This window comes from Hydrogenobaculum acidophilum (genome assembly GCF_054656715.1).
This window is the reverse complement of sequence record NZ_BAAHXP010000011.1, coordinates 23,773-46,088: the sequence shown is the minus strand read 5'-3', so window position 1 is coordinate 46,088 and position 22,316 is coordinate 23,773. Positions and strand designations below refer to the sequence as shown.

Here is a 22,316-nt window from a genome sequence, read left to right as displayed (position 1 = left end):
CTATAATATATTTATGAGAAAATTATCATCGCTTGAGAAGATTCAATACGCTAATATACTTTCCATAGCAATATTTGCAATTTCTCTAATAGTAGAGATTTACCAGTATGGTTTGTTTGATGTGGCAAGGGTTTTAAACATTTTTAACTTTTTAGCAGCGTGGTTTATCTTTATAAATATAAGGAAAATACAATCGTTTATAAAAGACACTGCTAGTGTATTAGAAGATGCTTCTAACGGTGAGCTAACAAATAGAATAACTACTCATGATGCTGGAGAGTTAGAGCTATTAAGAGAAAGTGTTAACAATTTGCTAAATCAAATAGAAAGTTTTATTGTGGATCTAACAAACATAATAAAAGCTGCGTCTAGCAAAAATACCGATATAAAAATAAACGAGTCTATATTCAAAGGCAGTTTTTCTGAAGTAGCTAAAGGATTTAGAGAGCTATTAAATTTGATAGACGAAAACGAAAGATTTATGGAGAGAGCAAAGTTTTCTCAGGAACTTTCTAAAATAGGTGGAGGGATATCTTCAAATCTAAAGCTAATAGAAAAAGATATAAAGAATATTTTTAACAAATTAAACGTTATAAAAGAGCAAAGTACTCAAACTTCTCAACTTTCAAAAGATGCCACAAAAGATGTAGAAGACGTAGTAAAAGATTTACAAAATATTTTGGAAGACATAAGAAATTCAAATGAATCTATACAGATGCTTATTGCAAAAACAGAGAATATAACTAAGATACTAGCTACTATCAGAGAGATTGCAGATCAAACTAATATGCTATCTTTGAATGCAGCTATAGAAGCTGCGCGTGCCGGTGAGCAAGGGAGAGGTTTTGCAGTGGTGGCTGATGAAGTAAGGAAGCTTTCTACAAAAACCCAAAAAGCTACAGATGATATTGCAAAAGTTATAACAGAGCTTCAGGTTTACAACAAAGAAGCCAGTACCCGTATAGATGAAATGATAAAAAGTGCTTCTCTTTCCACAAAATCAATAGATAAACTAAAATACGTAATAGAAGAATTTGACAAATCTGCAGAGTATAACGCTAACCTTGTTATGTACTTATCTGATGTTGCTGGCATGCTTTCTAAGAAAATTAGTCATATTATATTTAAGCATCAAACCTTTACATCCGTTTACATCAATAAGCTTAACTTTGAACCCAAAGATGAAAATAGTTGTGAATGTGGTATATGGTATAACTCAGAAGATGCTAATAGATTTAGAAAGTATTCTGAGTTTAATACTATTGGTGAGCTTCACAGAGAATTTCATAATTTAGTATTTAATATAGTAGACAAAATAAGTGCTGGTGAAGATTTGTTTAATTACAAAGACGCAATTGTGGATACGCTTGTTAAACTGGAAGATTTGAGTAAACAAATGTTTGACTATACTGATAGATTGGCAGAAAATGAAGAAAAGGAAATGCTTATCGGTGGGCAAGTATAAGTATTATAGTGGCTTTTTAGATAAAAATGAATTATATTATTAGTAGGTGTTGTTTATGCTAACAGATGAGCAGATAAACGAGCTTAAGAATATGCTAATGGAGCAAAGAAAAGCTATTATAGAAAGGTTAGAAAAGCAGATAGACGATGTAGAAGATGTAACTTTTTCCGGTGGGGATGAGTTGGATAGGGGTGGACTTGAAGGCTCTAGGCTTTTAAGATATAGAACCACAGACAGAGAAACAAAATTGCTCAAAAAGATTGAATATACGCTGGCTAAGATAGAGAATGGTACTTACGGATACTGTGAAATATGTGGAGCAGAAATACCCTATGAAAGGCTTAAAGCTAGGCCTGTTACAAGCATGTGTATAAAGTGTAAAGAGTTAGAAGAGGAGAATGAAGATGGATAATTGGATGTTTCCGCGTATCAAGAATTTACCGCCATATGTATTTGCTGTTGTAAACGAGCTTAAAACAAATATGCGGAAAAATAACGAAGACGTTATAGACCTTGGCATGGGAAACCCGGATTTGGCACCAAGCCAAGAAGTTATAGATAAACTGTGTGAAACCGCCAAAAAGCCTAATGTACACGGTTATTCAGCGTCAAAGGGAATACCAGGTTTAAGGAGGGCTATAGCAAATTTCTATAAAAAAAGATACGACGTGGATTTGGATAAAGATAGAGAAGTAGTAATGACTATGGGAGCAAAAGAAGGATATTCTCATCTTATGCTTGCTATGTTGTCGCCCGGTGATAGCATAGTGGTTAGCAACCCTACGTACCCAATTCATTATTATGCACCCATTATAAGCGGTGGAAATGTTATAAGTATAAATATAGAAGAGCCAGATGCAGAAGATTTTGAAAACAAATATCTTGAAAACCTTTACAATCTTGTTAAAAATAGTCTAAAAAAACCTTTGGCAATAGTTTTGAGTTTTCCCCACAACCCCACAACAGCTACCGTAAGTATTGAGTTTTTTAAAGAAGTAGTAGCTTTTGCAAAATCAAAAGACATTTGGCTTATACACGATTTTGCATATGCTGATCTTGGATACGATGGGTACACACCGCCTTCCATACTTCAAGTGGAAGGAGCCAAAGACATTGCTGTAGAGCTTTACTCTATGTCAAAAGGTTTTTCTATGGCAGGTTGGCGTGTGGCTTTTATGGTAGGTAACGAAATACTTGTTAAAAATCTTGTACATCTTAAAAGCTACTTAGACTATGGACTTTTTACACCTATACAAGTCGCTTCTATAAAGGCATTAGATGGAGATTATTCTTTTGTTGAGAAAAACAGGGATATATACAAAAAAAGAAGAGATGTATTGGTGAATGGCTTAAACGACATGGGATGGCATGTAAAACCACCAAGAGCAGGTATGTTTGTATGGGCTAGAATACCATCTTCTATTAATATGAACTCCTTAGATTTTTCTATGTTTTTGTTAAAAGAAGCAAAGGTGGCAGTGTCTCCAGGCGTTGGATTTGGAGAAATGGGAGAAGGGTATGTAAGGTTTGCGCTGGTGGAAAACGAAAAACGTATAAGGCAGGCTCTTAAAAATATGAAAAAAGTTTTAGCCAATCAACTTAAACTTAGTGCATAATATATGTATATAGTCCAAATACCGCCTGCTGAGGAATGGACACATCATAACGGCGGGATAAAAATACCTCAGCCCGAACCAGTTAAATTGGTTTTGGTGTTAAAGGTAGGTTTATGCTAGTAAATTCTGTTAAAAACTTAAAACAAGATGATGTAAAGATATTCTTGGTAGAAGGCACGTCTTTAAAGCTTTTAGAAGATGCTTTAAAAGATTTTAAGAGTCTAAAACCAAAAGTAGAGAAGATGATGGAAATAGAAAGATTCAAAGGTAAAAAAGGAGAATCTATAAAATTAATAGAGCCTTTGATGTACATTTTCTCCCTGGGAGAACCTGATAAAATTACAGAAGACACTTATAGAGAAGTAGCTGCTAAGATAAGCGCAAGACTCAAAAAAGATAAGATAGGTAAGGCTGTAGTAATAGCAGATGTAAAATACTCTAAAACTATAACAGAAGGTCTTATACTTGGGGTTTACGATTTTGACAAGTATAGAACCAAAGACAAAGAAGATAGATTTGATGTAGAGGCCATAGACATATTAAATGGTAATCAAAAAGATATAAAACTTGGTAGTATTGTAGCTGATGCTCAAATATTTTCAAGAAATTTAGTAAACGAACCAGGTTGTGTTATAAATCCTATAACCCTTGCAAATATAGCAAAAGAAGAGTGTGAAAAAGTAGGTTTAGAGGTGCATGTATACGATGAAAAATGGATTCAAGAACAAGGTATGAACGGTCTTTGGATGGTAGGCAAAGGTTCAGAAACTCCACCTAGGTTTATACATATCATATATAAGCCAAAGAAGAATAAGAAAAAATCTAAAAAAATAGCAATAGTTGGTAAAGGCCTTACTTTTGATAGTGGTGGTCTTAATATAAAGACCGGAGATTATATGAGAACCATGAAACTCGATAAATCTGGGGCTTGTAATACTATAGCTATTATGAGGGCTATAGCAAAGTTAGAGCCAGATATAGAAGTGCATGGTTTTATAGGTGCTGCCGAGAACATGCCAGATGGCAAAGCTTATAGACCGGACGATATAATAGTTTTTAGAAACGGTAAAACGGCTGAAATAGACAACACAGATGCAGAAGGTAGGGTTACTTTAGCAGATGTATTGTCTTACGCTTCAGAGCAAAAACCAGATATTATAATAGATATGGCTACATTAACAGGAGCTTGTGTGGTAGCTCTTGGTGAGTTTACCGCTGGGCTTTTTACAAACGATCAAGCTCTTGCCGATACATTGATAAATATATCCAAGATAACTGGCGAAAGATTGTGGCAACTACCGTTAGATGATGAAAATTTAAGAGAAAAGATAAAGTCTCCTGTGGCTGACATCAAAAATACAGGGGGTAGATATGGTGGTGCTATAACAGCCGCTATGTTTTTACAAGAATTTGTAGCAGACGGTATAAAATGGGCTCATCTTGACATTGCAGGACCAGCATTTACAGAGAAAGAATACAAATACTACTCAAAAGGTGGCACGGGATTTGGTGTAAGGACGCTAATAGACTATATCCTAAACGCAAAATGATAATCATAGTAGGAAATGGCCCAGCGGCAGTAAGTGCCGTTGAGGCCATAAGAAGCGTTGATAAAGATGTACCTGTAAAAATATTTTCCTCTGAGCCATTTCCAGCTTATGCTCCAAACTGCATGGAAAATGTTGTAAGAGAGGATATCTCAGAGGAAGCTCTTTTTTTCAAGGGCGGCTTTCAGTTTTACAAGAAATACAACGTTGAATTTGTACCAAACACACCAATAGAAGAGATAGACCCTATAAGCAAGATTGTAAAAGCTAAAAACGGAGAAACGTATAAGTACGATAAATGTCTTGTAGCAATCGGTGCTTACTCTTTTATACCACCTATAGAGGGTGTAGGTTTAGAGGGTGTGTATAGTGCTAAAAGTTTATCAGATGTTTATAAAATAAAAGATTATATGAAGAATAACGAAATAAGAGATATAGTAATAGTAGGGGCAGGGCCCATAGGCGTAGAAGATGCTCAAACGCTTTTACATATGGGCTATAATGTTCACGTTATAGAAATATTTGATAGGATACTACCAAGAATGCTTGATCATCAAATGTCATACATATATCAGCAAGCTCTAGAAAAAGACGGTATAAAATTTTATACAGGTCATCAGCTTTTAGCTATAAGAGGTAAAGACGGAAAAGTAGACTCAGTTTTGGTAAAAAGCTTATCAAAAGATAGCACTTTTGAAATAAAAGCTAAGATGGTCATTATGTCTGTGGGTGTAAGACCAAGCATAAATATAGTAAAAAATGTGGATGTGCATAAAGAAAAGGATAGGATAGTGGGTGGCATACTTACAAACGAGCATCAAGAAACCTCTATGAGTGATTTATATGCTGCTGGTGATATATGCTCTAGCGTAGATATATGGGGTCATCATAGATGGATAGCCTTGTTTCCCGCTGCTGTGCAAGAGGGTTATGTGGCTGGCTTTAACATGGTGGGTAAAAAAGTGATAAACACTGGGAGCGTAGATTACAACGCTGTTAAAACCAAAAAAGTTACCGCTGGTTCTGGTGGGCTTTTTGAGGATGCGGATAAAGCTTTAACATTTGAAAAAGACGGTGTTTTCTTTAAGATTTTTATAAAAAATGACATGGTGTATGGTTATCAATTTGTAGGTCATAAAAGCCCATTGAAACTAAACCCTAAAAATAGATTCTTAACACCAAAAAATATAAACATGGGAGGTCTTGGGCTAGAGTCCTCCGGTATTTTGATACATCATTTTATGAGAACCAAACGACCTTTAACACGTTTTGATATAGAATCCATAAAGCTTGGCAATCTAAGAGCGCTTTCTAACCCATCCCAAGATATACCACTTTGGGTATAGTATGGAAAATATAAAAGCTATAAGAGGTTTTGATGACATATTTTTTGATGAGGCAAAAAAGTTTAGATATATAACAGATATTTTTAGGCAGCTTTTCAAAAGCTACAATTTTGAAGAAATAATCCTTCCTGTAGTAGAATACAAGGAGCTTTTTGATAGAAGCGTAGGAGAGATTACGGATATAGTTCAAAAGGAGATGTTTGTTTTTGAGGACAAGAGTAAAAGAATATTGGCACTTAGGCCAGAAGGTACAGCGGGGGTAGTAAGGTCTGTTATAGAAAATGGTCTTCTTTACAAAAAACCATTTCTAAAATTTTTCTACGAAGGGCCTATGTTTAGATACGAAAGGCCTCAATCTGGCAGAAAACGTCAATTTCACCAAATAGGTTGCGAAGTGCTTGGTTTAGAAGACCCAGCTTTAGACTTTGAAGTGATTAATCTTTGTTTTGAGGCTTTTAAAAGACTAAACATAGATATAACCCTTGAGATAAATTCAATAGGCTGTCAAATTTGTAGACCAAAGTATAGAGAAGCTCTAACCGGATACCTTAAAGATATTGAGGGACTTTGTAAAGATTGTGAAGAGAGACGTTTTAAAAATCCTTTGAGGGTGCTTGACTGTAAAGTAGATACATGCAAAGAACTCACCAAAGAAGCTCCTACAATGTTAGATTATTTATGTGAGGATTGTGCCAATCATTATAAAAGCTTAAAAACTTATTTAGATATATTCAACATACCTTACAAAGAAAACCAAAGGCTCGTAAGAGGGCTTGATTATTATACAAAAACTGTGTTTGAATTTGTAAAAGATGGCCTCACGCTCTTGGCTGGTGGGAGATACGATAACCTTGTAGAAAGCTTGGGTGGACCAAAAACCCCAGCCATTGGCTTTGCCGCTGGCATAGAGCGTATCATGCTTTTTATAGAACCTAAAAAAGAAGAACCTTTATATGCGGTTATATATATTGAAGATACAAAGCTAGAAGCCATAAAAGTTGCTAACGAGCTAAGAGAAAAAGGTAAAAAAGTAGAAATCATATTAAAAGGTTCAAATTTAAAGAAAAAATTAGAAATAGCCGATAAAATTGGTGCTTCTTTTGGCATAATAATAGGACCAGATGAGCTTAAAAAGGGTATTTATATATTGAAAAATATGTCTACAAAAGAGCAAAAGGAAATAAAAAACCTAGATGATATATAGTATATAAATTCGATAAGGATATTTTAACAGGTAAACCCTCAGAAAATTTATTATAATATTTGCTATGAAAAGGATTAAAAGTGTACTTTTCATAATCTTTTTTGTTATAAGCTTTTATGCTAAAGATATGTATGCAGAGCCAGTTATCCAAACACATCAGTATAATTACTGTTTTAAACAAGCGGCAATGCATTATGGAGTAAACGTGAAGCTTCTTTATGCCATAGCAAAGGTAGAGAGCGATTTTAACCCGTATGCTATAAACGTAAACGAAGATGGTAGAAGCATAAAGGAGTATTATCCAGAGAATAAATATCAGGCTAAAATAGTATTGAATTATTTGCTTAGCCATGGATATAACTTTGACGTAGGAATAGCGCAAATAAATATAATAAACATAAAAAGATGGGGTTTAGACCCCTATAGCCTGTTAGATCCTTGTTACAACTTAGATGTATCTGCTAGATTATTGAAAAATCTCATAGATAGGTATGGGCTTAGCTGGCAAGCTATCTGGCATTACAACGGTAGACCTTCTTATGCTTACAAAGTATACCATGCTTTAATTTGGCTTCGAAATCATGATATTTACGCTACTTCTTATCAAAATCCATAAAAATTTTAGAGGGTGTGGCGCCCTTCTGCCCTAAATATTTACCTTTGTAAACTTTATGAGGTGTTTCGTCAAGTTTGGCAAAAACAAGTTGACATATTCTCATACCAGAATATAATTTTATGGGATATTTGTTGGCGTTGTAAAGCTCTAAAGTAATCTGACCTTCAAATCCAGCATCTACCCAACCAGCATTTTCTATAAAAAGCCCTAAACGACCCAAAGAACTTCTTCCTTCTACAAAAGCTGTTATAAATTCAGGCAGTTTTATATATTCTATAGTAGATGCCAATAAGAATTCACCAGGATTTATTATGAAATATTCTTCAAAAACTTTTGTCTTTGCTTGTATAGGGCTTTTAATATCTATAATGTTTAAATCTTCATAAAAAGCAATGGAGTTGCCGAGCCTTAAATCTAAAGAAGAACACTGCAAAGAAGACTCTTCAAAAGGCTCTACTATTATTTGCGAAGTCCTTATATAATTCAAGATAGTTTTATCGCTTAGTATCAAGTTTTCTCCTTAGTAGGTATTTTTGATTTAGATTTTTTCTGCTTAGACTTCGATTTTGTAATATCATCTTTGAATACAATCTTGAAAACCTCATCCAAGTGGTCTACAAAATGAAATTGCATTTTATCTTTTACATAATCTGGTAAATCTTCCATGACTTCTACCTTGTTTTTAGATGGGAGTATAACTTCATATATGCCTGCTCTTTTTGCAGCAAGTATTTTTTCTTTTACCCCGCCTATAGGTAATACCCTTCCTCTTAAAGTAACCTCACCAGTCATAGCCACATCTAGCCTTACTGGTTTCTCGGCAAACACCGACAATATACCTGTAGCTATAGCTATTCCCGCAGATGGTCCATCTTTTGGCACAGCTCCCTCTGGAACGTGTATGTGTATATCGTATTTTGAAAATAAAGAACTATCTATGTTGTACTGCTCTGCTTTTGATTTTATATAAGAAAGAGCAGCCTGAGCAGATTCTTTCATCACATCTCCTAAGGAACCTGTTAATATTAAAGCGCCTTTTCCTTTTAGTTTGGTAACTTCTATATACATTATCTCACCGCCAACTTCTGTCCAAGCAAGACCTGTAACTAAACCTATAGCCTGTTCAAGCTCTTCTTTTTCCCTTATGATGCGAGGCACACCTAGAAGTTCTTTTATAGAAGCCTTATCTACTATAAAAGGAGGTTTTTGTCCTTTTAACTTTTTAACAGCTAGTTTCCTAAGTATTGAAGAGAGTTTTTGTTTTAGGTTTCTAACGCCGGCTTCTCTTGTATAGCTTCTTATAACTTCTAATATAGCCTCGTCTTCTATCTTTACCTCTGATTCTTTAAAACCGTGGTCTTTTATAATAGTTGGAAGCAAATGATTTTTTGCTATATGAAGCTTTTCTTCCTCAGAATATCCAGAAAGGTACAAAACCTCCATTCTATCTAAAAGAGGTTGAGGTATAGTATCTACTCTGTTGCCAGTAGCCACAAAAAGCACTTCTGAAAGGTCAAAAGGATGCCCTATGTAAAGGTCCGTAAAATTTTTGTTTTGCTCTGGGTCCAATACTTCTAATAGTGCTGCTGCTGGATCTCCTTGGAAAGAGACAGAAAGCTTGTCAATCTCGTCAAGCATGATAAGTGGGTTTTTAACACCAGCTTGCTTAATGGCTTGGATTATGCGACCTGGCATAGCTCCTACGTATGTTCTTCTATGTCCTCTTATCTCCGCCTCATCTCTTATACCACCCAAGGCTATTCTCACAAACTTTCTTCCTGTAGCCTTTGCTATAGATTGCCCTAAAGATGTCTTACCTACACCAGGTGGTCCAATAAAACAAAGTATAGTGGCCTTAGAACCTTTTCCTTTGGTTAGCTTCCTGACCGACAAATATTCTATAATGCGCTCTTTTATTTTCTCCAAATCATAGTGGTCTTTATCTAAAAGTTTTTGGGCTTTTTCTATATCAAAAATATCTTTTGTTTTCTTGTCCCATGGTAATTCAAATATCCAGTCAAGCCAAGTTCTTATAACAGTACCCTCAGCAGATTCTGGATACATTTTTGCTAATCTATTTATTTGTTTTTCTACATCAGCTTTTACAGTTTTTGGAGCCCTTAACTTTTTTAACTTTTCTAAATATTCTTTTGCTTCGGCTTGTCTGTCATCACCTTCGCCAAGCTCTTCTTGTATAGCTTTCATCTGCTGTCTCAGATAATACTCTTTTTGCTCTTTTTCCATCTTTTCTCTAGCGCTATTTTTTATGCGATTTTGGAGTTCCAATATTCCAACTTCGGATAGCAACAAATCATGAACTTTCACCAACTTCTTTTTTAGATCTGTAATCTCCAATATCCTTTGTGCATCCTGAGCTTTTAAATCAAGGATAGAGGCTACAAGGTCTAAAAATTTATCAAGCTCTTCGGTTTCTCTTATAATGCTTATAAAATCTGGTATTATTTGTTTTCCAAGGTTAACAGCTTTTTCTATTAAGTCTTTTATAGAATTTACATACGCTTTTTCTTTTGGTGGTAAATCATCTATTTTTATTGTCTCTTCTTTTATCGGCATCACTTCAGCAACATATATGTTGTTTATCTTTTGGAGACCTTTTAATTCACCCTTTTCAATACCCTGAGCCAATATTTTTAACCTACCATCTTCTAATGGCACAGCTCTCAATATTTTTACTATAGTACCAATCCTGTAAACATCATCTAAAGAACTTGGCTCTTCTTGTTCTCTATCTTTTTGAAGCCCAAAAAACATAAACTTGTTATGTTTAAAAGCATCTTCTATAGCCCTAACAGAAAAAGGTCTTCCTACGAAAAGAGGAATAACCATTCCAGGAAATACCACTATGTCTCTTAAAGGCATAAAATTTAATTTCTCAATATTTTGAAGCTCTTGATCCATAACGCCTCCTTAAATTTAAGCTATTAGAGAATGCCAAATTTTTAAACCGTCTAAACCACCCAAAATATCTTCGGAAATACGTTCAGGATGTGGCATCATACCTACTACATTACCTAACTTATTACACACGCCTGCAATCGCATTTAGAGAGCCGTTTGGATTTTCCCCTTGATATCTAAATACTACTTGGTTGTTATCCTCTATCTCTTCGAGTATATCTTGCGGTGCGTAAAATCTGCCATCGTGGTGAGCTATAGGAAGAGTAATGATTTCTTTGTCTTCTATTTTTTTTGTAAAAGCTGTAGAAACATTTTCTACAGATAAATTTACCCTTTTACATATGAATTTATCGTTTTCATTTGGAAGAAGAGCTCCAGGCAAAAGCTTTAATTCCGTTAAAACCTGAAAACCATTGCATATTCCTAATACATATCTTCCTTTTGAAGCAAAGTTTACTATGGCTTCTGCTAAAGGCGTCTTGGAAGCCAAAGCACCAGGTCTTAGATAATCTCCAAAAGAAAATCCACCAGGCAATATAACCGCATCAAATCTATCAAGGTCTCTACTTGTATAATCTACCAACTCGGCATCTTCTTGAAGTATATCTTTCACTATATAGTAAGTATCGTAATCACAGTTAGACCCTGGAAATACGCAAATGCCTATTTTCATAATACCTCATAATCTTCTGTGAGTGGATTTATTATATAATCTTTTATCATTTTTTCAAGATTTTCTAAAGAGTCTGACTCTATTTCTATTACCTTTCCTATCCTAACATCTTTTACATCAAAACCAGCTTCGCTTAATACATCTTTTAAGGCTCTTCCTTGAGGGTCTAATATACCTTCTTTTGGCATTATGAGTACTTTTTTCTTCATGCTTTTATTATAATTCATTTTCTTATTTTTTACAATAAAAGCCTAAAACTTGATAACTTCGCTATACACCTTTCACAAGTTCTTTTTCTTTACACTTTGAACAAATACCGCATTCTTTACCATTGATAGGATTCATACAGCAAAAAGCCTTATCAAAAAGCTCCTTTATGAAATACTTATCAAAAACATCCTTTTTGCTCATACCAAGGAATGGTGTCTCTACTTTATAATCACCGTACATAGAAAAAAGATTGTTTATCGCTTTTATAAAATTTTCTGTGTTGTCTTTAAAAGCCACAAGACCCATGATGCCTATGGCGATATTTTTCACATCCATAGAGTAGGCATATTTCAAAGCACTTATAAGCAAATCCAAATTTCTAAAAGGTATTTCTACATCCTCATCTTCTATAAAATCCCTTTTGTTAAACTCCTCAGAAAAATCGTTTTGTATGGTCTTTATCTCAAGAGGTGCTATGTCTTTATAACGCTTTTCTATATAAGACAATATATCTTTTAAATGGTTTATCTCATCTTTTTCCCACTTAAAACCGCTTTTTACGTACAAAGGATATATAGAGTAAGATTTATTTATATAATAATTTAAAAGCGATATACTATCAAAACCTGAACTAACAAGTGTAATTACTTTCATAACATAAAACCTTGCACCCGAGACGGCAGGCTTACCGTTGCTTCCTTCCGGACCTGGCGGGGTTTACCCTGTCCCGTTGCAAGGCTGAAATATATTATAGCATAAATAAAATTTTAATGGTAAGATATTATGTTGATGAAAAAGCTAATCTTTTCTTTCTTAGCATGTTTTAGCATGTTGACAGCATATGGACAAAGCTTTTGCATAAGAGAAAAAGAAGGCACATTTATAGATGATCCTTATATAAAAGATTATACGATAAAATCTGTAGAAGATGCCTTTATAGAAGCTCATAAATCAATAGATTGCAGCGGTAAAAGCCCAAAAAATGTAATTTTAAAAATCACCAGCTTTAGTTCAATGCCTATAGGATATTCTATATACCAAAGAGCCAACAACTATATACTAAACTTTAGTATAGAGCTTGACATAGGTAAGAAAAAATACACATATTCTCAAAGTTCATATTACGCATTACCTAACGGAGGAGAAGGAGACTTACCAAAAAGACAAGCCTTTGAAGATGCTATGGATAGAATAAAAGACAACATAATATCAGATTTGCTAAGGCAATGACAAAAGACCAACGCTATATGAGGCTTGCTTTAGAAGAAGCCTATAAGTACAAAGGTCAGACACATCCTAATCCAGCGGTAGGAGCTTTGATAGTAAAAGATGATAAAATCATATCAATAGGCGCTCATCAGAAAGCCGGTACTGATCATGCTGAAATTGTGGCGCTTAAAAATGCCAAAGAAAGCGTAAAAGATGCCACCATGTATGTGACGTTAGAACCTTGTTCATTTCACGGTAAAACACCGCCATGTTGCCCTGCTATAATATCAAGCGGTATAAAAAGAGTCGTCATAGGCTCGGTGGACCCAAACCCGAAAGTCTCTGGGAAAGGTATAGAGTGGCTAAAATCTTCTGGTGTAGAAGTAGAAGTAGGTGTATTAAAAGAAGAATGTGATAAACTAAACGAAGATTTTTTTGTCTATATAACCAAAAAAAGGCCTTTTATAACGCTAAAATGCGCCATGTCTTTGGACGGAAAGCTTGCCAAAGGAAACGGAGAAAGTAAATGGATTAGCTCTCAAAAAGCAAGAGAGATATCTCATGTATACAGAAAACACTCAAGTGCAATATTAGTGGGCATAAACACCATTTTAAAAGACAATCCAGAACTCACGGTAAGGCTTGAGGGAAACACATATCAACCCTACAGTATCGTAATAGACCCAAATTTAGATATCCCTTACGATGCAAACATATTCAAAAAAGGATATGAAAAAATTATACTAATAACCTCTATAAGCATTAATAATGAAAAAAAGAATTATCTTGAATCTCTTGGTGTTATGCTTTTAAGATTGGAAAACTTTGATATAAAATCTATATTAAAAGCCCTATACGAGATAGATATAATGCACGTATTCGTAGAAGGTGGGGCTTACACGATATCAAGATTCTTAGAAGAAAACGCGTGGGACAAGATGGTTATTTTTAGAGGCTACAAGTTTATAGGAAAAGGCATAAGCCTTGATTTTGAAGGGGATTTTTCAAAGACCTATAAAGGAAATATTCAAAAAGTAGACGACACCACAGATTTATTGGAGATTTACAATGGATATATCTCTTTTTGATTACGAACTACCAGAAGAACTAATCGCCAAATATCCAGTGAACCCAAGACATAGCGCCAAATTGATGGTTTTGGATAGAAAAAACAACACTATAACTCACTCAACCTTTTGGCATATAGATGAGTTTTTAGAGGAAGGAGATTTGCTTATTTTCAACGATACAAAAGTATTACCAGCGAGGCTTTTAGGAAAGAAAAAAGGAATAGAGCATTCAAGTGTAGAAATACTTCTTTTAAGACATTTAGAAAACCAAAAATGGGAAGCTCTTGTGGGTGGTAAAAACATCAAACCTGGACTTACAGTGTCTATCTCCGATGATTTTGAAGCGATAATAGAATCCCAAATAGAAAAATCCAAGTTTTTAGTGCTTTTAGAAGCTAAAAACCAGACTCAGACAGATGCCATAAACAAGTACGGTAAAATACCTATACCACCTTATTTAGAAAGAGGCGAAGAGCCTATAGATAGAGAATTTTATCAAACGGTTTTTGCAAAAAAAGAGTTTTCAGTGGCAGCTCCTACAGCATCTTTGCACTTTTCTGAAGAGCTTTTAGAAAAGCTAAAGAAAAAAGTCAACATAGATTTTGTAACCCTTCACGTATCCTACGGGACTTTTAAACCAGTTACAGTAAACAATATAGAAGAGCATAAAGTAGATGAAGAGTATATAGAAGTATCTCAAGAGCTCATAGACAAGATAAAATCCACCAAGCAAAAAGGTAAAAAGGTAATAGCGGTGGGCACCACTGTTACAAGGGCTTTAGAAACCGCTGTGGATAAACCTTACTTTGGTTTTACAGACCTTTATATAAAACCAGGTTTTGAGTTTAGAGTCTTAGACGGTCTTATCACAAACTTTCATCTTCCAAAATCATCCCTTCTTATACTTGTTAGTGCTTTTTGCGAAATGAAAAACCCTAACGGTAGAGAATTTATACTAAAAGCCTACAAAGAGGCTATAAGAAACAAATACAGGTTTTATTCTTACGGAGATGGCATGCTTATACTTTAAAACTTTGGAGAGGTGGGAGAGAGAAAAATTGTATCAGAAGTGCACGTGATAAGTGTAGATCCGGAAGCTTGATACCAAGTAGAGGAATAACAAGTAAGTCCAAAAGAGTTTAGCTGATTAACTACAGCCCATACATAATTGTTGTCTATAACCGGAAAAGCAAGCGTATAAACTCCTTGCATTGGAGACACAGTACAACTTGTACCTGTACCATAACATCCAGTCTGAGCACCGCCATTACCCCAAGTATAGTATTGCCAAGTTTGCCCTTCGTTTGTATTTGCAAGCCAATGACCTATATAAGACATCAAAGCTGAGCAAGAAGCTACATTGTTAGAAGATGCAGCAGTATTCCAATCTGAAGCACTAGCACAATTTATAAAAGGATAAACACCAAAATCTTTGGCGTATTCATTTATACCTTTCACGAAAAGTTTTATCCTGAGGGATATTTTATTTTCTTCGGCATTAGCTCTTAGCGTCCTATATCCTATAAACGCAGCACCTAAAAAGAGCACAAAAGCGGTAAGCACCAATAAAAACTCTATAATCGAAAAGCCTTTATAGTGTGGTAAAACTTTCATATGCAAGTTAATAATATGATTGATATAATATAGCCACCGGGCGAAAAGCCCGGTAAATAATAAATTTAGATATTAGAAGTAGTTTACTGTGTTAGAACCAGATACAAGCACTGGTTGAGAAGTGCAACTAATTACCGAAGAGCCAGAATAGTTTGTAGAAGGCACAGCGGCACAGGTTACACCATATGCGTTTGCTTGATTTAGTATAGACTGGACATAGCTGTTGTCTATAGGAGCTGTTGTGAAAGTGTAATATCCTTGCGTTATGGACACACCAGAAGCTGCACCGTTGTTAGCAGTAGCGGCTGTACCTGCTCCAACCGCTCCAGTATATCCAGTATATGTCCATATATTTGTAGTATCTGGACCTATTGTCACAAAGCTACCAATATATTGTTCTAAGGCTGCACAGGAAGCTATATTGTTTGATGGGGCTGTTCCTGTAGTCCAATCGTTTGGACTTGCACATTTAACATAAGGGTATGCATTATAAAAATCCTTTGAATAGTTTCTAAGCCCTGTGGCGAACAATTTAAATCTATTTGCTATTTGTGTTTCATCACCATTTGCCTTTAGTGTCCTATAGCCTATAAAAGCTGCCCCCAAGAAGATGACGAACGCCGTCAATACGAGCAAAAACTCGATAATTGAAAATCCCCCAGAACTTCTTGACCACCTTGCTGGTCTTTTCACGTTTTCCATACAAAAACCTCCTAATGGTATATATAATAAATTATAATACACTATTATATGTTTTCAATGATTTTTTAGAAGTTCATCCATTTTAATAGCAACATCTCTTATCTCCCATTGTGCTCCTTTTTCTATACGTTTACTTATAAAATCCTGTAAATGAGGTATTGGTGCAGATAAGACTATGTTTGTCTTCTGACCATGAGGTAAGATAAATCTAGCATCTTCTGCTGGTATTCCCATATTTACAAGGTCTATATAGGCATCTTCCGAAGTTTTTACAGCTTTTAAGAAAATCTCAAGAGCCTCTTTGTTTGAGCTTATACTTGGCGGTGTTATCATCATGTCGGGTCTAGGTAAATCTTTTTTCTTTGGAAATTGCAATACATACCTTTGAGAGCGCTGGGAAAAATTTAAAAAAGTATGTCTTACAAGCTGATGTGTCATAACCCTTGATATGTTTTCAAGATAAAATACCGCGTATCCATAGTATTCCCTAGATATATAAACTAGCGTCACGTTGTCGTTTTTATCAACGAAAGCTGGATTCAAAGCGTTTTGATTTAGGTCTATAATCTCTTCTATAGCTTTTTCTCTTTCTTCTTCGCTTAAATCTTCTAAATAATGCCTTAGACTAAAGCCTATAACATCTGGTGTCTCTTCGTTCCAATAAGTTTTAAAATACTTCGCCGCTAAGTAGATAGCCTTTTCTTTGTCTATTTTTTTATATGTAAAAGCATGAGAAAATACGGAAAAATGCTTATAAGAACAAAGCCTTAAAAGAAAATCCTTCGTTTCTTTTCTTTGAGTTATCTTAGACTCTTGTAGAAGCTCATCTAAACTTTTTTTCGTATAACAAACCCTAGCACCAAGAGCACACAACCAAGCTATATTTGCAAAATCTCTAGTCGATGCTATATCTTTAATCCTCATTAAATCTATTATAAGCTAACTAATATTTCAACTAATGAAAAAATTTTATATTTTTGATATAATATTAAAATATGAAATTGGCTGGTAAAACTGCTTTGATAACAGGCTCTAACAGAGGTATTGGAAAAGCTATCGCTCAAAAGCTTGCAGAAAATGGAGCAGATGTTATAATAACAGCCCCTGTCAAAAGCGATGCAGAAGAGACGGCAAGTGAGATAAAAACCAGATACAACGTTAAAACTTACGCTTTTGAATTAAACTTGTTAGATATAACGTCTATAGAAAATACTATAAAGGCAATAGAAGAAACAGCCACAGTAGATATTTTGGTAAATAATGCAGGTATTACAAAGGATAATCTTTTTATAAGGATGAAAAAAGAAGATTGGGAAGATGTTATAAAGGTAAATTTCACTTCGATATTTTATATAACTCAGCCCATTGTTAAGCAAATGATTAAAAAGCGTTGGGGTCGCATTATAAATATATCATCAGTAGTTGGTATAATGGGTAATGCAGGACAAACGAATTATTCTGCTACAAAAGCAGCTATTATAGGATTTACAAAATCCTTGGCAAAAGAGGTAGGCTCTAGAGGTATTACAGTAAATGCGGTAGCCCCTGGTTTTATTGATACTCCTATGACTCAAAGTTTACCAGATGATATAAAAGAAGCTTATAAAAAGCAGATTCCTTTAGGAAGGTTTGGTTTACCAGAAGATGTTGCGAATGCTGTGTTATTCTTGGCTTCCGAAGAAGCATCTTATATAACAGGTGAAGTAATAAACGTAAACGGTGGTATGTTGTAAAATTTAAATATCTTTATCTAAAGGAGGCATTTATGGACAGAGAACAAAGAATCAAAGAGATAATAGCGGATCAGCTTGGAGTAGAAGTTGATAAGCTTACTCCAGATGCAAAGTTTGTGGAAGATTTGGGCGCTGATTCCCTCGACGTTGTGGAGCTTATCATGAGTTTTGAAGAAGAGTTTAATATAGAGATACCAGATGAGGATGCTGAAAAGATAAAAACAGTAGGCGATGTCATAAACTATCTAAATGAAAAGTTAAAATGAGAAGAGTAGTTATAACAGGCATAGGCGTTGTATCACCGATAGGTAAAAATGTATCGGATTTTTGGGAAAATCTAGTGTCTGGTAAAAGCGGTATAGATACTATATCTTCCTTTGACCCAGATAGATATGGTCTAACAGTCAAAATAGCAGCTGAAGTGAAAAACTTCAACCCAGAAGATTATTTTGATAAAAAAGACGCTCAAAAGCTATCCGACTTTATAAAGTTTGCCTATGCAGCTGCTATGGAAGCTATAAAAGATGCAAACCTAGAAAATTCTAATATAGATAAAGATAGAGTTGGTGTAATAGTGGGAACTGGTATAGGCGGGTTGAAAGATATAGAAGAGCAAAACGAAACTATAAATGAAAAAGGTGCAAGAAGGGTTTCCCCATTCTTCATACCTTATGGTATTGCCAATATGGCTTCTGGTGTTATAGCTATAAAATATGGATTTAGAGGACCAAATTACTGTGTTGTATCCGCTTGTGCTACGGGAAATCACTCTATAGGTGATGCTTTTAGAATCATACAAAGAGGTGACGCTGATATTATGATAGCCGGTGGTACTGAAAGCGCTATTACTCCCTTAGGCGTAGCTGGTTTTGCGTCTATGAAAGCACTATCTACTAGGAATGATGAGCCACAAAAAGCATCAAGACCTTTTGATAGCCAAAGAGATGGTTTTGTAATGGGAGAAGGAGCTGGAATACTGGTATTAGAAGAGTATGAGCATGCTATAAAAAGAGGAGCAAAAATATACGCTGAGATAAAAGGATACGCCGCTACAGATGATGCTTTTCACGTAACCGCACCTTGTACAGATGGCGAAGGAGCTGCTATGTGCATGAGGCTAGCTTTAAGAGATGCTTCTTTGAATCCAGAAGATATAGATTATATAAACGCTCATGGCACATCTACACCTTTAAACGATAAAATAGAAACTATAGCCATAAAAAAGGTTTTCAAAGATCATGCTTACAAGTTAAAGATAAGCTCCAACAAATCCATGATAGGGCATCTTCTTGGAGCAGCTTCTGCGGTAGAGGCTGTGGCGTCTGTTAAAACCATAGAAACTGGCATAATACCGCCTACTATAAACCTTGAAAATCCTGACCCAGAATGTGATTTAGACTATGTTCCTAACAAAGCTATCAAGCAAAATGTAAAATATGTCTTGTCAAATTCTTTTGGTTTCGGAGGCACAAATTCTTGTATAATTCTTGGCAAGATTGAATAAATTCTTATTAAATGGAGAGTTTTGAGCTTTTAGAAGAAAAAATTGGTTATAAGTTTAAAAATCCAAGCATAGTTAAAAAAGCTTTTACCCATATATCCTTTTCTAAAAGCTCAGAAAACTATGAGGTTTTGGAGTTCTTGGGAGATGCTCTTGTAAATTTTATTACTGTAAATATACTTGTGGAAGCTTTTCCAAATAAAAAAGAAGGTGAACTTTCTCAGCTAAAATCTTTTTTGATAAGCGAAGAGTTTTTATCTAGTTTAGCCAAATCCTTCAACTTTGATAAATATATACTTATAAGCAAAGGAGAAGAGATAAAAGGCTCCAACAAAAACCCTTCTATCCTCTGCGATGTATTTGAAGCTTTTTGGGCAGCTATATACATAGACAGTGGGTATGATTGTAAATTGGTAAAAGAATTATTTGAAAAACATTTTAAAAGCAAAATACTTGAGCTTGTTAACTCAAACAGCTTAAAACAGGATTATAAAACAGCTCTTCAAGAAATCACTCAAAAAAAATGGAAAGAAAGACCTATATACAATGTAATTAGCGTAGAGGGTCCAGAACACAGAAAAACTTTTACAGTAGAGTGTAAATTTAAAGATTTTAAAACCATAGGTAAAGGCAACAGCAAAAAGTATGCAGAGCAAGAAGCAGCAAAAAACATGCTCAAAATAATTCAAAACAATGATAAAAACACAGCTTAAAAATATTTTAAAACAAATACCAATAGAAACTTGGAATAAGATAATAACCAAAGAACCTGAGTACGAACACCTTAAAGAATTAAGAAGATTCTATCATTTTGGAGCTTTTGAGATAATAATGACAGTAAGTGGTTTAAACGCTTACCAGCTTAAAGGAAAGGCTCAAGAAAAATATTTTCCGCTACTAAAGGATGTTTTAAAAGCAAACGAACACAAGAAGGATTTTGAATCTCTTAGGAAAACTTTTTTGAGTTTTTATGAAAAAGAAAGGTCTTACAGAGGAAAACTTAAAAGAGTAAATAAATTTTTTGATTCAGATTTTGCGAAAGCACTTTGGAAACAAGACAATACAACATATTTTAAAGAACGTTTTAAAAGCATATGGGAAGAGTTAGCTTGTGTGATTGGAGCCAAAAAAGAGCAAAAGACAATAGCTTTTGCAATGAAATGCTTGGGTGTGGGTCTTATAATGGAAGGATGTACTGATTTTGATTTTTCTAGAATACCAATACCTGTGGACTCAAGAGTAAAATACTTCGTAAAAAGACTTGGTTTAGAGTTAGAGGATGAGGAAATAAAAAATTTCTTTGAAGATATACTAAAAAGCCTAAAACATATAAACATGATACACTTAGACTCTTTAATATGGCAAATAGGGAAATTGTCAAAAGAAGAAATTCATAAATATTTTAAAGAACTTAACCAAGAAGATATAGCTCACAAATTAAACAATATTCTTAATGTTTAAACACATACACATTTCACGGTAAAGGGTTATAATATATATGGAGGTGAAACATGGAAGAAAAAGTAGATGTCAAAAAGGCTATTGAAAACTTGGAAGAGGAGATAGCAAAGATAAAAAAAGAATTAGGTCTTGACAAAGAAAGCAAAAGTTTAGTGGAAATACCTATTGAGAAAGGCAAAGAGATAACCACAAAACTTATGAATATAGCACAAAGTGTTATAAAGGTGGCTTCGGCAGCTGCCAACGGTGCTATAGAAGGAGCTAAAAAAGCTTTAGAAGAAGGGGAGAAAGGAGAAAAATTAGAGGAAAAGAAAGAGTAAATGCCCCTTAGCTGTGGTATAGTTGGTTTACCAAATGTAGGTAAGTCTACATTATTTAATGCACTTATAAAAGCGGCAAAAGCCCAAGCTGCCAACTATCCATTCTGTACAATAGAGCCAAACATAGGTACGGTAGAGGTTCCAGATGAAAGATTGTACGAAATAGCTAAGTTAGAAAATTCCGCTAAGATAGTACCTACTTTTATAGAGTTTGTGGATATAGCTGGTTTGGTAAGGGGAGCTAGCAAGGGAGAAGGGCTTGGCAATCAATTTTTATCTCACATAAGGAATGTAGACGCCGTAGTGCAAGTAATAAGATGCTTTGAAGATGAAAATATTACACATGTAGAGGGTTCAGTAAACCCAGTAAGAGATATAGATATAATAGATTTAGAGCTTATAGCTAAAGATTTAGAATCTGTGCAAAAAGCTATACAAAAAATAGAAAAAGTTGCAAAAGGTGGAAACACTGAGGCAAAGCAAGAGTTAGAGTACCTAAAAAAGTTTGAAGATGTATTAAATTCAATGATACCATTAAGAAGAGCAGAGCTATCAGAAGAAGAGAAAGAATATGCAAAAAATAAGTTATTTCTTCTTAGTATAAAGCCTACAATGTTTGTAGCAAATTTATCAGAAGAAGAAATTCAAAAACCAAGCTCAAACAAACACTACAACGAGCTTTTAGCTTATGCTGAGAAAGAAAGAGCTCCTGTAATACCAGTCTGTGCAAAGTTAGAATCAGAAATGATAGATATGTCAAAAGAAGAAGTCCAAGAGATGTTAAATCTATATGGGCTTCAAGAAACAGGTCTTTCTTCTGTGATAAAAAGTGGATATAAACTTTTGGGACTTATCACATTTTTTACCGCTGGTCCAAAAGAATCAAGGGCTTGGACTATAACCCAAAATACCAAAGCTCAAAAAGCTGCTGGCAAAATACACTCTGATATAGAAAGGGGCTTCATAGCGGCAGAAGTTATAAATTACGAAGATTATATCAAGGTGAAATCTATGGCAAAAGCTAAGGAACAAGGTCTTATAAGGTTGGAGGGAAAAGACTATATAGTAAAAGACGGTGATATAATATATTTTAGATTTAACGTATAGAAGA

At 34.6% G+C, this 22,316-nt stretch carries 25 protein-coding genes and 1 other RNA gene; 17 read left to right on the top strand and 9 right to left on the bottom strand.

Annotated features, from left to right (window positions below; translation table 11 throughout):
* Positions 1-13: 13 nt before the first annotated feature.
* From ACYQZV_RS06630 to ACYQZV_RS06600, 7 genes are all read left to right on the top strand, one after another.
* The gene (locus ACYQZV_RS06630) at positions 14-1,465 is read left to right on the top strand and encodes a methyl-accepting chemotaxis protein (RefSeq protein WP_459894191.1); all 1,452 of its coding nucleotides are present in this window, start codon (positions 14-16) and stop codon (positions 1,463-1,465) included.
* Between the two features lie 55 nt (positions 1,466-1,520).
* Positions 1,521-1,877 (top strand): TraR/DksA family transcriptional regulator, encoded by a 357-nt coding sequence (locus ACYQZV_RS06625; RefSeq protein WP_459894190.1) that lies wholly within the window; start codon positions 1,521-1,523, stop codon positions 1,875-1,877.
* Complete coding sequence (locus tag ACYQZV_RS06620; protein WP_459894189.1) at positions 1,870-3,081, top strand: aminotransferase class I/II-fold pyridoxal phosphate-dependent enzyme; 1,212 nt, start codon at positions 1,870-1,872, stop codon at positions 3,079-3,081. The genes ACYQZV_RS06625 and ACYQZV_RS06620 overlap by 8 nt, the downstream gene beginning before the upstream one ends.
* A gap of 113 nt (positions 3,082-3,194) precedes the next feature.
* The gene (locus ACYQZV_RS06615) at positions 3,195-4,631 is read left to right on the top strand and encodes a leucyl aminopeptidase (RefSeq protein WP_459894188.1); all 1,437 of its coding nucleotides are present in this window, start codon (positions 3,195-3,197) and stop codon (positions 4,629-4,631) included.
* Positions 4,628-5,974, top strand: a complete 1,347-nt coding sequence (locus ACYQZV_RS06610) for an NAD(P)/FAD-dependent oxidoreductase (RefSeq protein WP_459894187.1) — start codon at positions 4,628-4,630, stop codon at positions 5,972-5,974. Before ACYQZV_RS06615 ends, ACYQZV_RS06610 begins: the two co-directional genes overlap by 4 nt.
* Before the next feature lies 1 nt (position 5,975).
* A complete protein-coding gene (hisS, locus tag ACYQZV_RS06605; RefSeq protein ID WP_459894186.1) occupies positions 5,976-7,178 on the top strand; it encodes a histidine--tRNA ligase in 1,203 nt (400 codons plus the stop codon).
* Positions 7,179-7,242: 64 nt separating this feature from the next.
* On the top strand, positions 7,243-7,794 hold the full coding sequence (locus ACYQZV_RS06600; protein ID WP_459894184.1) for a transglycosylase SLT domain-containing protein: 552 nt from the start codon (positions 7,243-7,245) through the stop codon (positions 7,792-7,794).
* Here the strand turns inward: ACYQZV_RS06600 and dcd are convergent.
* The 6 genes from dcd to ffs all read right to left on the bottom strand — a co-directional run bounded on the left by dcd (position 7,772) and on the right by ffs (position 12,337).
* Positions 7,772-8,305: a dCTP deaminase gene (gene dcd, locus ACYQZV_RS06595; protein ID WP_459894182.1), complete on the bottom strand. Its 534-nt coding sequence runs from the start codon at positions 8,303-8,305 to the stop codon at positions 7,772-7,774. The two genes, ACYQZV_RS06600 and dcd, sit on opposite strands and share 23 nt — an antisense overlap.
* Positions 8,302-10,713 (bottom strand): endopeptidase La, encoded by a 2,412-nt coding sequence (gene lon / locus ACYQZV_RS06590; RefSeq protein ID WP_459894181.1) that lies wholly within the window; start codon positions 10,711-10,713, stop codon positions 8,302-8,304. The genes dcd and lon overlap by 4 nt, the downstream gene beginning before the upstream one ends.
* Positions 10,714-10,728: 15 nt before the next feature.
* On the bottom strand, positions 10,729-11,385 hold the full coding sequence (purQ, locus tag ACYQZV_RS06585) for a phosphoribosylformylglycinamidine synthase subunit PurQ (protein WP_459894179.1): 657 nt from the start codon (positions 11,383-11,385) through the stop codon (positions 10,729-10,731).
* The gene (gene purS / locus ACYQZV_RS06580; RefSeq protein WP_459894178.1) at positions 11,382-11,594 is read right to left on the bottom strand and encodes a phosphoribosylformylglycinamidine synthase subunit PurS; all 213 of its coding nucleotides are present in this window, start codon (positions 11,592-11,594) and stop codon (positions 11,382-11,384) included. Before purS ends, purQ begins: the two co-directional genes overlap by 4 nt.
* Positions 11,595-11,655: 61 nt before the next feature.
* The gene (locus ACYQZV_RS06575; RefSeq protein WP_459894177.1) at positions 11,656-12,249 is read right to left on the bottom strand and encodes a 7-cyano-7-deazaguanine synthase; all 594 of its coding nucleotides are present in this window, start codon (positions 12,247-12,249) and stop codon (positions 11,656-11,658) included.
* A 2-nt stretch (positions 12,250-12,251) separates the two neighbouring features.
* An RNA gene (gene ffs / locus ACYQZV_RS06570) (signal recognition particle sRNA small type) lies at positions 12,252-12,337 on the bottom strand.
* Positions 12,338-12,384: 47 nt separating this feature from the next.
* Between ffs and ACYQZV_RS06565 the strand changes: the two genes are divergently transcribed.
* The 3 genes from ACYQZV_RS06565 to queA are packed head-to-tail and all read left to right on the top strand — an operon-like array spanning position 12,385 to position 14,904.
* Positions 12,385-12,825 (top strand): hypothetical protein, encoded by a 441-nt coding sequence (locus ACYQZV_RS06565; RefSeq protein ID WP_459894175.1) that lies wholly within the window; start codon positions 12,385-12,387, stop codon positions 12,823-12,825.
* A 17-nt stretch (positions 12,826-12,842) separates the two neighbouring features.
* Positions 12,843-13,892 carry a bifunctional diaminohydroxyphosphoribosylaminopyrimidine deaminase/5-amino-6-(5-phosphoribosylamino)uracil reductase RibD gene (gene ribD / locus ACYQZV_RS06560; protein WP_459894174.1) on the top strand — a complete coding sequence of 350 codons (1,050 nt, stop codon included), beginning with the start codon at positions 12,843-12,845 and terminating at the stop codon, positions 13,890-13,892.
* Positions 13,873-14,904, top strand: a complete 1,032-nt coding sequence (queA, locus tag ACYQZV_RS06555; protein WP_459894172.1) for a tRNA preQ1(34) S-adenosylmethionine ribosyltransferase-isomerase QueA — start codon at positions 13,873-13,875, stop codon at positions 14,902-14,904. The genes ribD and queA overlap by 20 nt, the downstream gene beginning before the upstream one ends.
* Here the strand turns inward: queA and ACYQZV_RS06550 are convergent.
* From ACYQZV_RS06550 to thyX, 3 genes are all read right to left on the bottom strand, one after another.
* A complete protein-coding gene (locus tag ACYQZV_RS06550; RefSeq protein WP_459894170.1) occupies positions 14,901-15,488 on the bottom strand; it encodes a type II secretion system protein in 588 nt (195 codons plus the stop codon). The genes queA and ACYQZV_RS06550 overlap by 4 nt on opposite strands.
* A gap of 72 nt (positions 15,489-15,560) precedes the next feature.
* Positions 15,561-16,190, bottom strand: coding sequence for a type II secretion system protein (locus ACYQZV_RS06545; protein WP_459894168.1), 630 nt, complete (start codon positions 16,188-16,190; stop codon positions 15,561-15,563).
* Between the two features lie 54 nt (positions 16,191-16,244).
* Positions 16,245-17,114, bottom strand: coding sequence for an FAD-dependent thymidylate synthase (thyX, locus tag ACYQZV_RS06540; protein WP_459894166.1), 870 nt, complete (start codon positions 17,112-17,114; stop codon positions 16,245-16,247).
* A gap of 71 nt (positions 17,115-17,185) precedes the next feature.
* On the opposite strand from thyX, the gene fabG reads away from it, so the two are divergent.
* From fabG to ychF, 7 genes are read left to right on the top strand one after another with little or no spacing between them, the layout of a single operon-like run.
* Positions 17,186-17,923, top strand: a complete 738-nt coding sequence (gene fabG, locus ACYQZV_RS06535; protein WP_459894165.1) for a 3-oxoacyl-[acyl-carrier-protein] reductase — start codon at positions 17,186-17,188, stop codon at positions 17,921-17,923.
* Between the two features lie 32 nt (positions 17,924-17,955).
* Entirely contained in the window at positions 17,956-18,189 is a 234-nt protein-coding gene (gene acpP, locus ACYQZV_RS06530) for an acyl carrier protein (RefSeq protein ID WP_012513553.1), read from the top strand.
* Positions 18,186-19,427 (top strand): beta-ketoacyl-ACP synthase II, encoded by a 1,242-nt coding sequence (gene fabF / locus ACYQZV_RS06525; RefSeq protein WP_459894163.1) that lies wholly within the window; start codon positions 18,186-18,188, stop codon positions 19,425-19,427. Before acpP ends, fabF begins: the two co-directional genes overlap by 4 nt.
* An 11-nt stretch (positions 19,428-19,438) precedes the next feature.
* Positions 19,439-20,137, top strand: coding sequence for a ribonuclease III (rnc, locus tag ACYQZV_RS06520; protein ID WP_459894161.1), 699 nt, complete (start codon positions 19,439-19,441; stop codon positions 20,135-20,137).
* Positions 20,118-20,885, top strand: coding sequence for an N-glycosylase/DNA lyase (locus tag ACYQZV_RS06515; protein WP_459894159.1), 768 nt, complete (start codon positions 20,118-20,120; stop codon positions 20,883-20,885). Before rnc ends, ACYQZV_RS06515 begins: the two co-directional genes overlap by 20 nt.
* 50 nt (positions 20,886-20,935) lie before the next feature.
* Positions 20,936-21,205, top strand: a complete 270-nt coding sequence (locus ACYQZV_RS06510) for a hypothetical protein (RefSeq protein ID WP_459894157.1) — start codon at positions 20,936-20,938, stop codon at positions 21,203-21,205.
* The gene (gene ychF / locus ACYQZV_RS06505) at positions 21,206-22,312 is read left to right on the top strand and encodes a redox-regulated ATPase YchF (RefSeq protein WP_459894155.1); all 1,107 of its coding nucleotides are present in this window, start codon (positions 21,206-21,208) and stop codon (positions 22,310-22,312) included.
* Positions 22,313-22,316: the final 4 nt, after the last annotated feature.

What these genes read in the sequence shown, in the direction of transcription:
- ACYQZV_RS06565 (WP_459894175.1), top strand. Translation starts at nt 12,385, where the DNA reads ATGAAAAAGCTAATCTTTTCTTTCTTAGCATGTTTTAGCATGTTGACA.
- ACYQZV_RS06620 (WP_459894189.1), top strand. Translation starts at nt 1,870, where the DNA reads ATGGATAATTGGATGTTTCCGCGTATCAAGAATTTACCGCCATATGTA.
- queA (WP_459894172.1), top strand. Translation starts at nt 13,873, where the DNA reads ATGGATATATCTCTTTTTGATTACGAACTACCAGAAGAACTAATCGCC.
- ACYQZV_RS06515 (WP_459894159.1), top strand. Translation starts at nt 20,118, where the DNA reads ATGATAAAAACACAGCTTAAAAATATTTTAAAACAAATACCAATAGAA.
- ribD (WP_459894174.1), top strand. Translation starts at nt 12,843, where the DNA reads ATGAGGCTTGCTTTAGAAGAAGCCTATAAGTACAAAGGTCAGACACAT.
- hisS (WP_459894186.1), top strand. Translation starts at nt 5,976, where the DNA reads ATGGAAAATATAAAAGCTATAAGAGGTTTTGATGACATATTTTTTGAT.
- ACYQZV_RS06600 (WP_459894184.1), top strand. Translation starts at nt 7,243, where the DNA reads ATGAAAAGGATTAAAAGTGTACTTTTCATAATCTTTTTTGTTATAAGC.
- purQ (WP_459894179.1), bottom strand. Translation starts at nt 11,385, where the DNA reads ATGAAAATAGGCATTTGCGTATTTCCAGGGTCTAACTGTGATTACGAT.
- ACYQZV_RS06575 (WP_459894177.1), bottom strand. Translation starts at nt 12,249, where the DNA reads ATGAAAGTAATTACACTTGTTAGTTCAGGTTTTGATAGTATATCGCTT.
- purS (WP_459894178.1), bottom strand. Translation starts at nt 11,594, where the DNA reads ATGAAGAAAAAAGTACTCATAATGCCAAAAGAAGGTATATTAGACCCT.
- ACYQZV_RS06545 (WP_459894168.1), bottom strand. Translation starts at nt 16,190, where the DNA reads ATGGAAAACGTGAAAAGACCAGCAAGGTGGTCAAGAAGTTCTGGGGGA.
- ACYQZV_RS06630 (WP_459894191.1), top strand. Translation starts at nt 14, where the DNA reads ATGAGAAAATTATCATCGCTTGAGAAGATTCAATACGCTAATATACTT.
- ACYQZV_RS06510 (WP_459894157.1), top strand. Translation starts at nt 20,936, where the DNA reads ATGGAAGAAAAAGTAGATGTCAAAAAGGCTATTGAAAACTTGGAAGAG.
- ACYQZV_RS06610 (WP_459894187.1), top strand. Translation starts at nt 4,628, where the DNA reads ATGATAATCATAGTAGGAAATGGCCCAGCGGCAGTAAGTGCCGTTGAG.
- ACYQZV_RS06625 (WP_459894190.1), top strand. Translation starts at nt 1,521, where the DNA reads ATGCTAACAGATGAGCAGATAAACGAGCTTAAGAATATGCTAATGGAG.
- fabF (WP_459894163.1), top strand. Translation starts at nt 18,186, where the DNA reads ATGAGAAGAGTAGTTATAACAGGCATAGGCGTTGTATCACCGATAGGT.
- lon (WP_459894181.1), bottom strand. Translation starts at nt 10,713, where the DNA reads ATGGATCAAGAGCTTCAAAATATTGAGAAATTAAATTTTATGCCTTTA.
- acpP (WP_012513553.1), top strand. Translation starts at nt 17,956, where the DNA reads ATGGACAGAGAACAAAGAATCAAAGAGATAATAGCGGATCAGCTTGGA.
- thyX (WP_459894166.1), bottom strand. Translation starts at nt 17,114, where the DNA reads ATGAGGATTAAAGATATAGCATCGACTAGAGATTTTGCAAATATAGCT.
- ACYQZV_RS06550 (WP_459894170.1), bottom strand. Translation starts at nt 15,488, where the DNA reads ATGAAAGTTTTACCACACTATAAAGGCTTTTCGATTATAGAGTTTTTA.
- fabG (WP_459894165.1), top strand. Translation starts at nt 17,186, where the DNA reads ATGAAATTGGCTGGTAAAACTGCTTTGATAACAGGCTCTAACAGAGGT.
- ychF (WP_459894155.1), top strand. Translation starts at nt 21,206, where the DNA reads ATGCCCCTTAGCTGTGGTATAGTTGGTTTACCAAATGTAGGTAAGTCT.
- ACYQZV_RS06615 (WP_459894188.1), top strand. Translation starts at nt 3,195, where the DNA reads ATGCTAGTAAATTCTGTTAAAAACTTAAAACAAGATGATGTAAAGATA.
- rnc (WP_459894161.1), top strand. Translation starts at nt 19,439, where the DNA reads ATGGAGAGTTTTGAGCTTTTAGAAGAAAAAATTGGTTATAAGTTTAAA.